This is a genomic window from Fodinicurvata sp. EGI_FJ10296, from assembly GCF_040712075.1.
In the GTDB taxonomy this organism is placed as follows: Bacteria; Pseudomonadota; Alphaproteobacteria; order DSM-16000; family Inquilinaceae; genus JBFCVL01.
This window is the reverse complement of sequence record NZ_JBFCVL010000002.1, coordinates 311,510-325,844: the sequence shown is the minus strand read 5'-3', so window position 1 is coordinate 325,844 and position 14,335 is coordinate 311,510. Positions and strand designations below refer to the sequence as shown.

The following is a 14,335-nucleotide window of genomic DNA, read 5'->3' as shown; positions in this document are numbered from 1 at the left end:
TGGCGCTAGTCCTGCGCTCCGGACGGGGAGTCCGATGCCGTCTTTTCCGGCCGGACGGCGGCCATGATCGCCGGCAGGTCCGACTTTTCGAACCGCATTATGGCATGAAAAAACGCGGCCTCGCGATCCTCGCCCAGAATGGGCATAACCAGCGATGCCGTCTTCTCGCGGATCTCGTCCGGCGTCAGCGGGGCTTCGGGCTCGCCCCGACAGATCTTGACGAATTTGTCGAAAGTCCGCCCGTCGCGAAGGCCGAGCGTCAGCGATCCGGCCATATATTCCGGTGCGGCCTCCTGAGCGCGCGGGTCCTGAACCGCCTTGATCCGTGCGGTCAGGGCGAGGGTATCCGGGTCGGCGAGGTGCACTGCATAGTCGTCCCAACCGAACCGGCCCTGGCGCAGCATCACCGCGACGCAAAAATGCACCGAGAACTGTCCGTCGACGATGTTCTTCGGCGCGCGTTTGCGCTCCTCGGGGATACCGGTCAGTTCCATGCCCGATTGCGGCAACCCGGCCGTGACGGACTCGATATCGTCGACCGAAAGTCCGTTCTCCGCCATCAGCGCCTGGGCGGCATCGACGCAGGCATGGGTATAGCGGCACGACGGATAGGGCTTGACGGCGATCGCCGCCGTTTCCCAATGGCTGCCAAGCCGATCGGCGGCGCGCTTGGCATCGGCATCGGGGGCATATCCCTTGAAGAATCCGTGGCGGCCTTCGATTGCGTCGCTCGCCCCGGTAAAGCCGCGCCGGGCAAGGAGCGCAGCCTGAGCCCCGGCCATGGCGGCGTGCCCGACCTGGAAGCGCTTGGTCCAGGCGCCGTTGGCCAGATACTGCATGGAGCCGGACGCCTGACTGAGCGCAATGCCCAGCGCATGTTCCATCTGGTCCGGCGTCAGCGCCAGCACGCGGCCGGCGGCCAGCGCAGCGCCGAATGCGCCGCAGGTGGCGCTGGGGTGAAATCCACGGGCATAGTGGTCGGCCGGATCGACTGCCAGGCCCAGCCGGCAGATTGCCTCATACCCGGCAATGATACCGGCAAGAACATCGGCGCCGGATGCCCCGGCGGCCTCGCCGACCGCAAGCGCGGCCGGGATGACCGGCGCGCTGGGGTGCAGCGACGAGGCGGCATGGGTGTCATCGAAGTCGAGGCTGTGGATGAGTGTTCCGCCAGCGAGTGCGGCACCAAGAACGCCGTATCGTTCCGAATCGCCCGGAACCGTTGAATTGCCCTGATCGAGACCGCCATCGGCCAATGCCGCCATAAGTGGCGCCGTGCTGTCGACTTCGTGACGGGCACGGATGGCGATGGCCAGACTGTCGAGCACCAGCAGCCGGGCGTGGGCGACGACGGTCTCGGGTACGGATTTCAGATCGATGCCGGCGCCGAAGGCCGCCAGCTTTTTGGTTTCGTCCGCCATTCTTGCGGTTCCTTCTGTCTGATGGCCTTGCAGTTGGTATCAGCGGTCATCGACCCGAAGCCGGGTTCAATAGGATCGCGGCATTCCCAGAACATGCTGTCCGATATAGGCCAGCACCATGTTCGTGGAAATCGGCGCTGTCTGATAGAGACGCGTTTCGCGCCATTTCCGTTCGATATCGTATTCGCGGGCGAAGGCGAACCCGCCGAAGGTCTGGAAGCAGGCTTCGGCCGCTTTCCATGACGCTTCTGACGTCAGCAGCTTGGACATATTGGCGGCGGCGCCGCAGTCCTTGCCGGCATCGAACAGCGCGGCGGCTTTGCGTGCCATCATGTCGGCGGCCTCGACATCGGCATAGGCGCGGGCGATCGGGAACTGAATGCCCTGGTTCTGGCCGATGGGACGGCCGAATACCTGACGTTCGTTGGCATAGTCGCGCGCCTTCTGGATGAAGAAGCGCGCATCGCCCAGTGCCTCGCCCGAAAGCAGAATGCGCTCCGCGTTCATGCCGTCCAGCACATAGCGGAAGCCCTTGCCTTCTTCGCCAATCAGGCTGCTGGCCGGGATCTCGACATCGGTAAAGAACACTTCGGTGGTGTTGTGGTTGATCATCGCCTCGATCGGCTGGATGTCGAGGCCCTTGCCCCGGGCTTCCTTGATGTCGATCAGGAAGGTCGAAAGGCCGTCGGTGCGCTTCTTGCACTCTTCCTTGGGGGTGGTTCGGGCCAGCAGCAGCATGAGGTCGCTGTGCAGCGCGCGGCTGGTCCAGACCTTCTGGCCGTTGACGACGTAAACGTCGCCCTTGCGTTCGGCACGTGTCTTGATCTGCGTGGTGTCAGAGCCCGTCGTCGGCTCGGTGACGCCAAATGCCTGCAATCGCAGTTCGCCACTGGCGATGCCTGGCAGGTACTGCTGCTTTTGCTCTTCGCTGCCGTGACGCAGCAACGTCCCCATGATGTACATCTGGGCGTGGCAGGCTGCGGCGCTGGCACCGGTCGCATGGATGGTTTCCAGAATGACCGCGGCTGCACGGATCGGCAGGCCCGATCCGCCGTATTCCTCCGGTATCAGGGCGCCGAGAAAGCCGGCCTCGGTCAGGGCGTCGACGAATTCCGTCGGATATCCCTCATCGGACTCCAGCTTGCGCCAGTATTCGTTGCCGAACGACTCGCAGATACGGGAAACGGCATCCCTAATGTCTTCGAAATCCTTGCCGGGATCGATCAATCCATCTGTCGCGTCGCTCATGTGCGAATCCTTCAGCATTTGTCGGTGGGTGGTGATGCGGGTGCTTTACAGCCCGTGTCTTGAGGCCTTGTTGATATGTTGTCATAACAAGTGCCCGACCCACTACAGTATGTCAAGCATGGCGGGTATTGGCGGAATCTGGAAATTTGGACAAAAAAAGGGCCGGTCGGTAGGGCAACCGGCCGGCCCTCAAGCCTCGATCGGGGAGAGGCATTCGGAGATGAGGGGAAAAAACCCTCGACTCAAACTGTACGGTATTCAATCTCCAGAAGCACGATATTTTTTCGTCGAGCGTGACTTATTCGTCACATCCCTGAGCAGGATGTCAAAGCGTCTGACTGGACGAGGGTGGACCTGAGCTTGCGCGCGCGCGCAACTCGATATCCAGCGTGCTCCGGCTGGGCACGCCCGCCGTGGTCAGCAGGTTTTCAACAGCGATTACGCCTTTTTCGCGAAGTGGTTGATGGACGGTGGTCATCGCCGGTGTGGCGTGTTGGGCTGCCGGGATATCGTCGAAACCGACGATCGACAGATCTTCAGGCACTCGAATCCCGTGCGTTCTGGCCATATCCAGCGTCATGAGCGCCAGAACATCGCTCATGGCAAGGATTGCGGTGGGGCGGGGGTCGGCGGTGATCAGGCGTTCGATGGATGCCTTCGTTTCCGCCGGGTCGGTGACATCGGTCTCTTCAATGCCGGTTACGGCCGCGCCGTCGCGTTCGATCGTCGTCAGATAGCCGTCGAGTCGCGCCGCTGAAACGCCATAGGTGGCGCCCCGCTGTCTGGCGATATCGACCGGTCCGGTCCGCCCGTCGGCCAGCAATTCCAGCGACAGGATGCCGATGTTCCGATGGCCGAGGGCCAGCACATGCTTTGCTGCAAGGGCGGCGCCGCCGCGGTCGTCGATCGAGACGGAAGATACATGGGCCGGCAGTTCGGCGTTGGGAACATCGACGGCGAGAATGGGAAGGTTGCGTTCGAGCACGGCCGTGAGCATTCCGGCGCCGGCCGCCATGCAGTGGACGATGAAGCCGTCGACCGCCGCCTGGCCGACCGACCCTAGTGCGGAGTCGTTTTCCGCCGGCAGAAACAGCAAGCCGACATCGTTTCGGTCGCACCCGTCGGCGACGCCGGTCAGAAATGCGACCGATGCCGGGTCGGTGAAGGCGTGGGCAAGAGGGCCGGGAAAGACCATGCCGATTGCGCCTGCACGCCCCGTCCGCAGCATCCGGGCCATGGGGTTCGGTCCGGCATACCCGATCGAAGCGGCCGTCGACAGAACGCGGTCGCGCAGGGTCTGCGAAAGCTGATCCGGGCGATTGAAGGCGTTCGAGACGGTGGTGCGCGAAACGCCGGCCGCACGGGCGACGTCCATCAGCGTTATCTGGCGGCGTGAGGGTGCGATTGGGATGGATCCTTGCTGTCGTTGCCCGCATTGGATTGGCGGTGTCACCGGCCTTCGCCGACGCCCAGATTAGCCGTTGGCGCCCCTTCATGCACTAACAACAAAAAATGCACTTGAACGATCCAGAAACACGATGCATTCTGCCGATCTGTCCTACTGAATGCATTCAGTTGGCGCCTTTTGATGCTGTGGTTCCGCTTTTGGGGCTGCGGACAGTGCACCGGCTCTGTCAGTCCGGGCGCGAAACAGGTTGGAGATTGCAGCCATGACAATTATTGGAATTCTGGCGGCGGCGGTCCGTCGTATCGGGCAGGAACGTGCCCGGCGCCGCATCCGCAGTGAAGCCCGTGCAAGGCTGGCCATGCTCGACGATCGGTTGTTGCACGATATCGGCCTGGAGCGGCAAACGGTCGAGGATGAACGTCGCCAGCCGGCCAGCCGGCCGCTCGGCCTGATCATCGGCGAGACGCATCTTGTCTCCCGACCGATCGATCTCCACGACGAGGGAGTGGTCGACATGGTGGAATCAGAGTTGGCACCGCTTCAGACCGGTGACCGGAAGCGAGGGCACGAATCGGTAATGCAATGTCAGCCGTCCTGAAGAATATCGATGACTTGATATACGACCCGGTCGCCCGTGCCATAGGGCTGGCTTTCGCCTTGAATGCCGTCCTGTTTTCCGCCTGGTACACCCGGATTGCCGACGTCCAGGTCGCGCTCGGCCTCAGCGATGGCGTCCTTGGTCTGGTCATGCTCGGACTGCCCGTGGGGTCAATAATCGCGCTGCCGATCGCCAGCGCCATTATTGGCGCTGTGGGCGAGGGCCGGTCGACATTGATTGCCGGTTTTACCTGCTGCGCGGCCCTCGTGTTGCCTGCCTTCGCCCCGGGCGCGCCGTCCCTTTTTCTGGTTCTCGTCGTGCTCGGCCTTGGAAACGGCACCATGGACGTTTCCATGAACGCCGCCGCTTCGTCGTACGAGCGGCTTTCGGGGCGTTCGATCATGACCACGTTTCACGCGATGTTCAGCGTCGGCGGCATCGTCGGGGCCGTGATCGGCACGCTCGCCATCATGGCAGGCCTTGCGCCCGGGGGGCATCTGGCTCTGGTGGCGCTGGCAACGGCAGCACTGCTGATAGCCTGCATCGCCGGCTGGCGTCGATTTCAGCCGGCGGTACGGCTTGGGCCGGTCTTTGCTTTACCGTCGCGCCCGCTGCTGGTTCTGGCCGGGATGGCTTTTCTGATTTTCATGGGCGAGTCGGTGGTTGCGGATTGGAGCGCCGTGTTCATCGCCAACCACCTGGGTGCGGCACCGGCCATGGCACCGCTCGGGTTCATGGCGTTTTCGACCGGGATGATGGTCGGCCGTGTTTTCGGCGATGCCGCCATCGACCGTTTCGGTGCGCTCACGATCATGAGATTCGGCGCCTTGATGGCATTCGGGGGGCTGCTGGTGGCGGCCGTGCCGGCGTCGGTACCGCTTGCGATCGTCGGATTCGGTGTCACCGGCCTGGGCCTGTCGGCACTGGTGCCGATCCTGTTCGGCATGGCGGGGCGGACGCCGGGAATGTCGAGCGGGACGAGCATCGCTGCTGTCGCATCCATCGGCTACAGCGGCTGGCTGGCCGGACCGCCCCTGATCGGTGCCATTTCCGAAGCCTTCGGTCTGTCGATGGCACTGGTGCTGATCGCGTTCGGCATGTGCGTCGTTGCCGCTGCCAGTGGCCTGATCGGACCCCGGTCGGGCGGTCGGGCGGCCTGAGTCCGGCGATGGCCTCGACCCGTCATAAGGTGACTGAAGTATGTGGTGTCATCGTGTAGGCTGTGCGCAATACGAAACCGAATGATCAGGAGGAAATGCATGCCGGGCACCGATTTTTCCGGACAGATTGCGGTCATAACTGGTGGCGCCCAGGGGATCGGCTTTGCGGTGGCAGAGCGCATCGCGGATGCCGGCGGGTTTGTTCATTTGTGGGACCAGGACGAGGAACTGGCCAAAAGCGCGGCCACCGAACTTGGCACTGACAAAGCCGCTGCCCATGGACTGGATATCAGCGATCACAAAGCCGTCGATGCGGCAACCCGCGCCGTTGTCGACCAATCGAGCCGGATTGATGTGCTGATCAACAGTGCCGGCATTACGGGGCCGAATGCAACGACCTGGGAATATCCGGTCGATGCCTGGCAGACGGTCATGGCGGTCAACCTGAACGGTACGTTCCTGACTTGCCGGGCCATCGTGCCGCACATGCGCGAAAAGGGCTATGGCCGCATCGTCAATATTGCATCGATCGCCGGCAAGGAAGGCAACCCCAACGCACCGGCCTACAGCGCGTCAAAGGCGGGTGTGATCGGGTTGACCAAATCGCTCGGCAAGGAACTGGCCGACATGGATATCGGCGTGAACTGCGTTACGCCGGCGGCGGCGCGAACCCGAATCTTCGACCAGATGAAGCAGGAGCATATCGATTACATGCTCTCGAAGATTCCGCGCGGCCGGTTTCTGGAACTCAACGAGGCATCGGCGATGATCGTCTGGATGGCCTCACGCGAGAACAGCTTTACGACCGGCGGGGTCTTCGATCTTAGCGGCGGTCGGGCGACCTACTGACCTTTCCGCAATTCCCGATCATGTCGAGGAAACTGCTTCGAGATCGCTTCTGAGCCGACCGGGGCTACCCTCGGGCAGCAGGCGATCGACTTCGTCATGGGTTTCCTGCCAAACGGGTACCGCTCGTGCCAGCAGCTTGCAGCCGTCGGCCGTCAGAGACAGCCGGCGGTTGCGCCGGTCGTCCGGGTCCGGCTTGATCTCGACCAGCCCCCGGCGTTCCAGCGGCTTCAGTGCGGCGGTCAGGGTGGTGCGGTCCATTGCCAGAAAGGTGGCGACGGCCCCTATCGTCGGTGGGTCGGGGCGATTCAGCGACATCATCAGTGAAAACTGGCCGTTGGTCAGGTCGAACGGCCGCAGCGCGGCATCGAACCGTCGCGCCAGCGCTCGGGCTGCCCTTTGAGCATGAAGACAAAGGCAAGTGTCGCGAACATGAAGGGTCGTCTCACGGGATACCTTTTGCGTCTGTTCCATGTCATTCATATGTTGATATCAATCCATTTAGTCAACCCGTTCATTGGTCGCAGGGCGTTTTGAATGTCGCACCAGCGGCTTAACCAAGGTTTCATTGTGGTTCCGTTACCAGTAGAAGTCGTCAGGCCCCCGTACGAGGTGCGGGGCAACAAGATCAATAAAGACGAGGGGTTGGCATGCGTAAACCTGCCGAAGAACGGGGCAACTGCTATCAGGCGGGCGTCATCCGCTTCAGGTCTCCCGAAAATGTCGCAGGGTCTCTGGCGGCCTTCGCCATCGTGGCCGCAACGGCGCTGCCGGCGTATGGACAAGAGGGTGCAGGGGCCCGAAATGCGGGACCGGAAAGGCTGGCCAGCCCGATCGACAGTCCTGAACTCCTCGCCCTCAGTCCCGATGCCGGTCGGCTGGCGGTTGCCGACGCCGGCAATGTTGCTGTCGTTGATCTGCAAACGGGCGACGCAGTGGACAGCCTGGCGGGAGATTGCTGCATCAGCGGCATGGCGTGGGTGGGTGAACAGGACGTGCTGATCGCCCGTGACAGCGGGACCGGTGCGGACGCGGCAGGGCCGGGCCTCGACCTTTATCGGCCCGGCGTCTATCAGCCGCCGAGCCGGCTTTCCTCGGCGCCCTGCACGGCGGTGTCGGCCGCAGGCAGCCTTGCGGCCGCGGCCTGCGGCGACGGCCTGGTGCTGGTCGGCGTCGAGGACGGCGCGGGCTCGGTCGTTGCCTATGGCGGACTGGGCTTTTTCCAGGACATCGCGATCACGCCCGATGGTTCGATGGTCATCGCCGCCCACCGCGACGTGGCCGGGTTGGCAGCAGGTGAATCGATTGCCCCCGAATCGATAGCGGGAGATCCGGCGACGGCGCTCTTTCTCGACGTTGCCGCCGATTGGCCGGTCGATCCGCCGGCTGCCTATGGCGAGATGGTGCTGGATGCCAATATCCGTTATCTCGCGCCGGCGCCGGATGGTGCGGTGGCGACGCTGGCTGACGGTTCGGTGGCCGAACTGTCGACTGACGGCATCTCGGTCATCCACGATGTGGCACTGCGTGATGATGCCGGCCCGCTGGTCGTGCTGCCGGAGGGCAGATATGCCGTCGGCGATTTCCAGAACGGTTCCGTGCTGGATCTGGCGACGGGAGAAATCTCCGCTATGCCCAATGGCGATTCGGCGCCGACGATGGACGGCGTGGCGCGTGGCGCGTGGGCCGCGGCGGCCGGTCCGACAGTTGCCTGGGCCGGTCCCGATCCGGCGAACGGGGCCGTCATATTGATCTGGCGGAATCTGGTGCTGGAGTGAGCAGCGCCGGCTATGCCGCATTGGTCAGACCGATCCGCCGGGTTCGGAGTCGCCCGGAAATGCGCATGGCCGGCGAAAATGGAACTCCACGGTGTCGCTGATGTCATCGATGGCCCTGGTCCAGCCGGTGAATACAAAGCCGAGACGCGCATAGAACCGATGCGCGGCCGTGAAGCGCGTGTCGGTCCATAGCTCGACGCCGGCAGCGCCATTCTGTGCCGCGAAATCCACTGCTGTCGTGACCAGCCGATCCGCGATGCCGCGTCCCCGGCATTGCCGGTCGAGATAGACCTTGCTCAATTCCATCGCCGGGACCCATGGTCCCAACGGGCGCTCCATCGGTTTGACAGCGGCACACCCCACAACGCTTGAATCGATGCAGGCGACCCAGCACATTCCGCTCAGCGCGGCGAAGTGGGCGGCAAGCCGGTCCAGTTCCGGAAACTCCAGCGCGCGGTCGTAGTGGCATCCTTCATATTCCGAGAAGGCGGCGGCTATGATACGACCTACGCAGTTGCCGTCGGCGTCGGTCGCGGGGCGGATTTCGAACGGGGTCATCATGGGTGCCGGGATACATCACGATGATCCAATCAATCAAATGCCACGGCACCGAAACTGGATGCTCCGACATTCTGGCTGACGGTCGGCGACGGAAGCGGCTTCGCCCCGCATTGCCGGGAATTCCCGGGCCGCCAGCCGGCACCTCGCTTTCACCACGAGTATTCGACGCATGACATTCGATCAGTGGACGATCGTCGCGATCATCGCCGCCGCCCTCGGCTTGTTCATATGGGGGCGGTACCGCTACGACGTGGTGGCCATGATTGCGCTGACCGCCAGCGTCATCGTCGGCGCCATTCCGCCGAACGATGCGTTCAGGGGGTTCGGTCATCCGGCGGTAGTGACCGTGATCGCGGTCCTCATCATCAGCCGGGCGATCGCCAAATCCGGCGCGCTGCAGGGCGTGATCCGCCAGGTTTCACGGGCGTCCGGGACCACGACCGGCCATGTCGGTGCGCTGACCGTCGCAGGCGCGTCCTTTTCCGCGTTCATGAACAATGTCGGCTCGCTGGCACTGCTTCTGCCGGTCGCCATACAGAGTGCGCTGAAAGCAAAACGTCCCGTGGCGCTTGTCCTGATGCCGTTGTCGTTCGCTACCCTGCTCGGCGGGCTGATAACGATGATCGGGACGCCGCCGAACCTGATCATTTCCGCATACCGCGAGACCGAAACCGGCGAGCCGTTCGGCATGTTCGACTTCACGCCGGTCGGGCTGGGCATCGCCGTCGTGGGTATCCTGTTTGTCACGCTGGTCGGCTGGCGGCTGCTGCCGAAAAACCGCAAGGGGCAGTCGCACACCGAATTGTTCAGGATCGAGGACTACATATCGGAATTGCGTATTCTTGAGGAATCGGAGCTTGTCGGTCGGACGGTCCTTGATCTGCGCCGGCGGATGGACGGCAATCTGGCGGTCATGAGCCTGATCCGGGGATTGCGAAAGATACTGGCGCCGTCGCCGATCGAAACCTTGCAGGCAGGCGATGTTCTGGTGGTCGAAACTGATCCCACGAGCCTGCGCCAGCTCGTTCGCTCCGGTCAGGTGGAGCTGCGCGGCGGCAAATCGTTCAACCGGAGCGACCTGGAATCGGAAAAGGTGGTGATCATGGAGGCGATGATCCCGCCGGCCTCGGCCATGATCGGACGGACGCCATCGGAACTGCATCTGCATGGCCGTTTCGGGATCAATCTGATCGGGCTGGCGCGCCATGGCCGGACAATTCAGACGCCGCTGGGCCGCAAAAGGCTGGAAGTGGGCGACGTCATACTCGTTCAGGGCGACAGTGCCACGCTGATCGAAAGCCTTCGCGAACTGGGCTGCTTTCCCCTTGCCGATCGGGGCCTGAACGAGGCCTCGACCGGCAGAAGCTGGCTGCCGGCGGCGATATTCGGCGCGGCGATCGGCGTGACAGCAGTCGGACTGCTGCCGGTGCATGCGGCGTTCATGACGGCCGTGGTCGCTCTGGTACTCACGTCGTCCATCACGCTGAGAGAGGTATATTCCAACGTCGAATGGCCGATCGTCATTCTGCTTGGGGCGATGCTGCCGGTTGGGCAGGCGCTGGACAGTTCCGGTGCTGCCTCGGCGATCGCGATGGGACTGGTGGGGCAGATCGAGGCTCTGCCGCCGGGCGTGATCCTGCTGGTGCTGTTTGTGATGACGATGGTGCTGACGGACGTCATCAACAACAATGCCGCCGCCGTCATCATGGCGCCGATCGCGGTCAATGTGGCAGACGCGCTCGGCGTCAACACGGACCCGTTTCTGATGGCGATCGCCGTCAGCGCGTCATGCGCCTTTCTGACGCCGATCGGCCACCAGTCCAACACTCTGGTCATGGGGCCGGGCGGATATCGCTTTACCGACTATTGGCGAATGGGCCTGCCGTTGGAGATGGTGATCACGGCCACCGGAGTCCCCCTGATCCTGTATTTCTGGCCTCTTTGACGGACCCCGGTGCTAGTGGAATGAATTTGACATTTGATACCCAATCCGCGGTAGGCGCTCGATCAAATGTCAAATTCGAAATTCCACTAGATAACAATGTTTTACTAGTGGTTCATAGATTCCGACATTTGCTACGGAGCGTGCGGAAATGGGATGCAAATGTCGGAATCGAACCACTAGCGGTTGCCGCCCAGCGTGAACGCTGTCACGTCCGGTGGCGGTTCCAGACCATCCAGGTTGCGCGGATCGGCTTGTGGCTCACCGACGACCGTGGACAGCGGTATCACACCGGCCCAGATCGGAAGTTCATAGTCTTCCTCGTCGTCGACCGGCGGTCCGGTCCTGACCTTCGCCGACGCTTCCTCGATCGGCATCGACAGGACCGTCGTCGCCTTGACCTCCTGATCGGTCATCGGCCGCAGCGTCGATGAGCGGCCGGGAAACAGGTGGTCGATGAAGTATTCCAGCGCCGCCGCCTTTTCAGCCGGGTCGTCCAGTTTGGTCGCTGTGCCGTAGATCACGACCGAGCGGTAATTGGCGGAGTGATGAAACCCCGACCGGGCCATGACCAGACCGTCGAACAGCGTCACGGTCAGGCAGACCGGGGCTTCGGTCGCATTGCGCAGCGCCCTGCTGGCGGCGGAACCATGCCAGTATACCCGATCGCCGTCGCGCCACTGAAGCGTCGGCGTGACCGCCGGCTTGCCGTCGAGCAGATATCCGACATGGCACATCGGGGTTGCGTCGAGAATGGCATCGATGGTGGCCCGTTCGTGGGTTCCGCGCAGATGGTTCCGCCGAAGACGGGTCCGTTCGGTGATGGGCAGGGTTTCTGATGTCATGGCTGAATCTCCGACACTAGAAAGTGGATCGTTTCTCCACCATCGAGTAGGACAGAATTGGGTCGTCGAAAATGTCCAATTCTGCGCTTTCTCACCAGACCAATTCAGAGGCCGCAATCATGGCGCCGTTTGCCCTGGACCGGACTGGCGGTCAGCCGCTATTTCTTCAGATCTACGAGATCCTTCGCCATCGCATCATCTCCGGCAGGGTGCCGGCCGGCGGGATCCTGCCGCCATCGCGGCGGTTGGCGGTCGATCTGGGCGTGTCGCGATCGACAGCCATCGCCGCTTATGACCAGCTGGTCGCCGAGGGCTATGTCGAGAGCCGGCGTGGCGCCGGCATATTCGTCAACGCATTGCCGGAAGCAGCTGGCGACTTCGGCGGCAGTTCGCCCGGCGGCGCAAAGGCTCCGGAGCGGCCGTTTGCAGTCGGCTCGGCACCGCTGGATCCGCCCCCATTTCGGCCCGGCATTCCCGATATGTCGCGGTTTCCGTTCAGGGCCTGGGCTCGTGCCGTCGCGCGGGCCGCCCGGCAGGCCCCCGAGGCCATGGTGCTTGCGACGGATCCGTTCGGTGACCCGGTGCTGCGCCAGGCGATCGCCGGCCATGTAAGATCCGCGCGGGGCATCGAGGCCGATGCCGATCGAATTGTCATCACGGCCGGTGCGATCGGTGGACTCGATTTCATTTTGCGCACCATCATGAAGCCTGGTGATCGACTGGCGCTGGAGGATCCCGGCTATCAGGCCGTGCGTGCCATGGCACGCACCAGAGGGCTGGAGCCGTTGTGGCTGCCCGTGGACCGCGACGGCGCCGTCGTTCCGGCATCCGGCGGCGGGCTCGATCCTGTCGCCGCCATGTTGACGCCCTCGCATGAATATCCGCTGGGCGGAACCATGCCGATGGCCCGGCGGACGGAGTTTCTGAACTATGCCGGCCAGACAGGCGCATGGCTGATCGAAGACGATTTCGACAGTGATTTCCGTTATGCGGGTCGTCCGATCCCGGCGCTTTCCAGTCTCGATGACCAGGGCCGGGTGATCTATGTCGGAACCTTCGCCAAACTGTTCTCCCAGTCGTTGCGGATCGGCTATGTCATTCTGCCGTCATCGCTCGTCGATCGATTTCGTCAAGCTGTGCCGCCGTTCGGAGCGGGGGCATCCCTTGTCCCTCAGCGGGCGTTAGCGGCATTCATAGAATCCGGAGAACTGCAGCGGCATGTCCGCCGCATGCGTCGCGTCTATGGCGTCAGACGCGCGCATTTCGTCGCGCTGCTGCGCGAGATATTGGGCGCGCGGATCAGTTTCGATGACCATCCGGTCGGCATGCAACTGGTGGCACGGCTGGCGCCCGGCGTTGATGATCGCGCGGTTTCGGCGGCGGCCGAGGCGGCGGGCATCGACTGCCCGCCGCTGTCCGGCCACTATGCCGAGATGCCGCCGGTATCGGGGCTTCTCATGGGCTTTGCGGCGTTCGAAACGGGACGGATGGCGGCGCCCATGGAGACGCTGCGCACCGTCCTCGACAGGATTTCCCCGACCGTCAGAGCTTGAAGTTCAGCTTTTCCAGGTCGGCGAGCAAGGCGCTGCCCTTGTCATCTGCCAACGGCACCAGCGGCGGGCGAACTGTCGCCAGCGATTCCTTGCGGTGGAACCGGGACAGGATGAATTTGAGGGCAGGGACCATCGGATAGGCCTGGATGGTCTTGCGCACGGTAACCATGGTCTCGTTCATGGCATCGGCCTGATCGGTTTCCCAGGCGCGATAGAGCGCCGAGATGCCCTTGATATTCACGTTGCCGGTCGCGGTGATACAGCCGACACCGCCGATGCGCAGGGCGTCCAGCATGAAGACTTCGCTGCCGGGGAATACCTGGAAGCCGGGGAAGCGTTCGATCAGCGCCTTGGTGTTCGACCAGTCGCCGGAGCTGTCTTTCAGCCCGACCACGGTCTTCGGGAACGCGTTGATCAGGCGCTCCACCAGGTCCAGCGAGAGCGGAACCTGCGACATCGGCGGGATGTGGTAGAGATACAGGTTCAGACGATCGTCGCCAACGCGCTGGATCACCTCGGAATAGAACCGGAAAAGGCCGTCGTCGCTGACGCCCTTGTAGTAGAACGGCGGCAGCATCAATGTCCGGGTGACACCGCGGGACAGCGCGTGACGCGTCAGTTCCACGCTTTCCGTGATCGAACAGGCCCCGGTACCGGGCATAAGGACATCGGCCGGTACGCCGCTGTCGACCAGATGATCGAGCAAAGCGCGCCGTTCTTCGCCGGAAAATGAATTGGCCTCGCTTGTCGTACCGAAAATCGCCAGACCGGTCGCGCCCTCGCTCAGCAGCCATTTGCAGTGGTCGACAAACGCGTCGCGATCGGGTGCAAGGTCCGACGTTACCGGCGTGATCGCCGGAACCAGGACGCCGCCATAAGCCGGCTTCGTGTTCATTGCCTCAGGTCCCCTTTTTGAAACTCGTATGCCGCACGTATACCATAGTGCATTGGTAGCCTCTGAGGATCGTCGTCGCA

General features: G+C 63.0%; 13 protein-coding genes. 6 read left to right on the top strand and 7 right to left on the bottom strand.

Annotation, left to right across the window (positions count from 1 at the left end; genetic code table 11):
• Positions 1 to 5: 5 nt before the first annotated feature.
• From ABZ728_RS04945 to ABZ728_RS04935, 3 genes are all read right to left on the bottom strand, one after another.
• A complete protein-coding gene (locus tag ABZ728_RS04945; RefSeq protein WP_366654755.1) occupies positions 6 to 1,421 on the bottom strand; it encodes an MmgE/PrpD family protein in 1,416 nt (471 codons plus the stop codon).
• 66 nt (positions 1,422 to 1,487) lie between these two features.
• Positions 1,488 to 2,669: an acyl-CoA dehydrogenase family protein gene (locus ABZ728_RS04940; protein ID WP_366654753.1), complete on the bottom strand. Its 1,182-nt coding sequence runs from the start codon at positions 2,667 to 2,669 to the stop codon at positions 1,488 to 1,490.
• 325 nt (positions 2,670 to 2,994) lie between these two features.
• Positions 2,995 to 4,044, bottom strand: a complete 1,050-nt coding sequence (locus ABZ728_RS04935) for a LacI family DNA-binding transcriptional regulator (RefSeq protein ID WP_366654751.1) — start codon at positions 4,042 to 4,044, stop codon at positions 2,995 to 2,997.
• A 295-nt stretch (positions 4,045 to 4,339) separates the two neighbouring features.
• On the opposite strand from ABZ728_RS04935, the gene ABZ728_RS04930 reads away from it, so the two are divergent.
• From ABZ728_RS04930 to ABZ728_RS04920, 3 genes are all read left to right on the top strand, one after another.
• Positions 4,340 to 4,675 carry a DUF1127 domain-containing protein gene (locus ABZ728_RS04930; RefSeq protein WP_366654750.1) on the top strand — a complete coding sequence of 112 codons (336 nt, stop codon included), beginning with the start codon at positions 4,340 to 4,342 and terminating at the stop codon, positions 4,673 to 4,675.
• A complete protein-coding gene (locus ABZ728_RS04925; protein ID WP_366654749.1) occupies positions 4,660 to 5,835 on the top strand; it encodes an MFS transporter in 1,176 nt (391 codons plus the stop codon). The genes ABZ728_RS04930 and ABZ728_RS04925 overlap by 16 nt, the downstream gene beginning before the upstream one ends.
• 99 nt (positions 5,836 to 5,934) lie before the next feature.
• Positions 5,935 to 6,684 (top strand): SDR family NAD(P)-dependent oxidoreductase, encoded by a 750-nt coding sequence (locus tag ABZ728_RS04920; RefSeq protein ID WP_366654748.1) that lies wholly within the window; start codon positions 5,935 to 5,937, stop codon positions 6,682 to 6,684.
• 18 nt (positions 6,685 to 6,702) lie between these two features.
• Here the strand turns inward: ABZ728_RS04920 and ABZ728_RS04915 are convergent, their stop codons facing one another.
• Entirely contained in the window at positions 6,703 to 7,164 is a 462-nt protein-coding gene (locus tag ABZ728_RS04915; RefSeq protein ID WP_366654746.1) for a MarR family transcriptional regulator, read from the bottom strand.
• A gap of 167 nt (positions 7,165 to 7,331) precedes the next feature.
• Here ABZ728_RS04915 and ABZ728_RS04910 point away from each other — a divergent pair, with 167 nt between their 5' ends.
• Positions 7,332 to 8,459 carry a hypothetical protein gene (locus ABZ728_RS04910; protein WP_366654745.1) on the top strand — a complete coding sequence of 376 codons (1,128 nt, stop codon included), beginning with the start codon at positions 7,332 to 7,334 and terminating at the stop codon, positions 8,457 to 8,459.
• A gap of 24 nt (positions 8,460 to 8,483) precedes the next feature.
• On the opposite strand, the gene ABZ728_RS04905 is transcribed toward ABZ728_RS04910, so the two are convergent.
• Positions 8,484 to 9,017 carry a GNAT family N-acetyltransferase gene (locus tag ABZ728_RS04905; RefSeq protein WP_366654744.1) on the bottom strand — a complete coding sequence of 178 codons (534 nt, stop codon included), beginning with the start codon at positions 9,015 to 9,017 and terminating at the stop codon, positions 8,484 to 8,486.
• Between the two features lie 172 nt (positions 9,018 to 9,189).
• Here ABZ728_RS04905 and ABZ728_RS04900 point away from each other — a divergent pair, with 172 nt between their 5' ends.
• Positions 9,190 to 10,965 carry an SLC13 family permease gene (locus ABZ728_RS04900; RefSeq protein WP_366654742.1) on the top strand — a complete coding sequence of 592 codons (1,776 nt, stop codon included), beginning with the start codon at positions 9,190 to 9,192 and terminating at the stop codon, positions 10,963 to 10,965.
• A 176-nt stretch (positions 10,966 to 11,141) separates the two neighbouring features.
• Here the strand turns inward: ABZ728_RS04900 and ABZ728_RS04895 are convergent, their stop codons facing one another.
• On the bottom strand, positions 11,142 to 11,807 hold the full coding sequence (locus tag ABZ728_RS04895) for a pyridoxamine 5'-phosphate oxidase family protein (RefSeq protein ID WP_366654741.1): 666 nt from the start codon (positions 11,805 to 11,807) through the stop codon (positions 11,142 to 11,144).
• Positions 11,808 to 11,878: 71 nt separating this feature from the next.
• Here ABZ728_RS04895 and ABZ728_RS04890 point away from each other — a divergent pair, with 71 nt between their 5' ends.
• The gene (locus tag ABZ728_RS04890; protein ID WP_366654740.1) at positions 11,879 to 13,360 is read left to right on the top strand and encodes a PLP-dependent aminotransferase family protein; all 1,482 of its coding nucleotides are present in this window, start codon (positions 11,879 to 11,881) and stop codon (positions 13,358 to 13,360) included.
• On the opposite strand, the gene ABZ728_RS04885 is transcribed toward ABZ728_RS04890, so the two are convergent.
• Positions 13,350 to 14,255 (bottom strand): dihydrodipicolinate synthase family protein, encoded by a 906-nt coding sequence (locus ABZ728_RS04885; protein WP_366654739.1) that lies wholly within the window; start codon positions 14,253 to 14,255, stop codon positions 13,350 to 13,352. The genes ABZ728_RS04890 and ABZ728_RS04885 overlap by 11 nt on opposite strands.
• Positions 14,256 to 14,335: the final 80 nt, after the last annotated feature.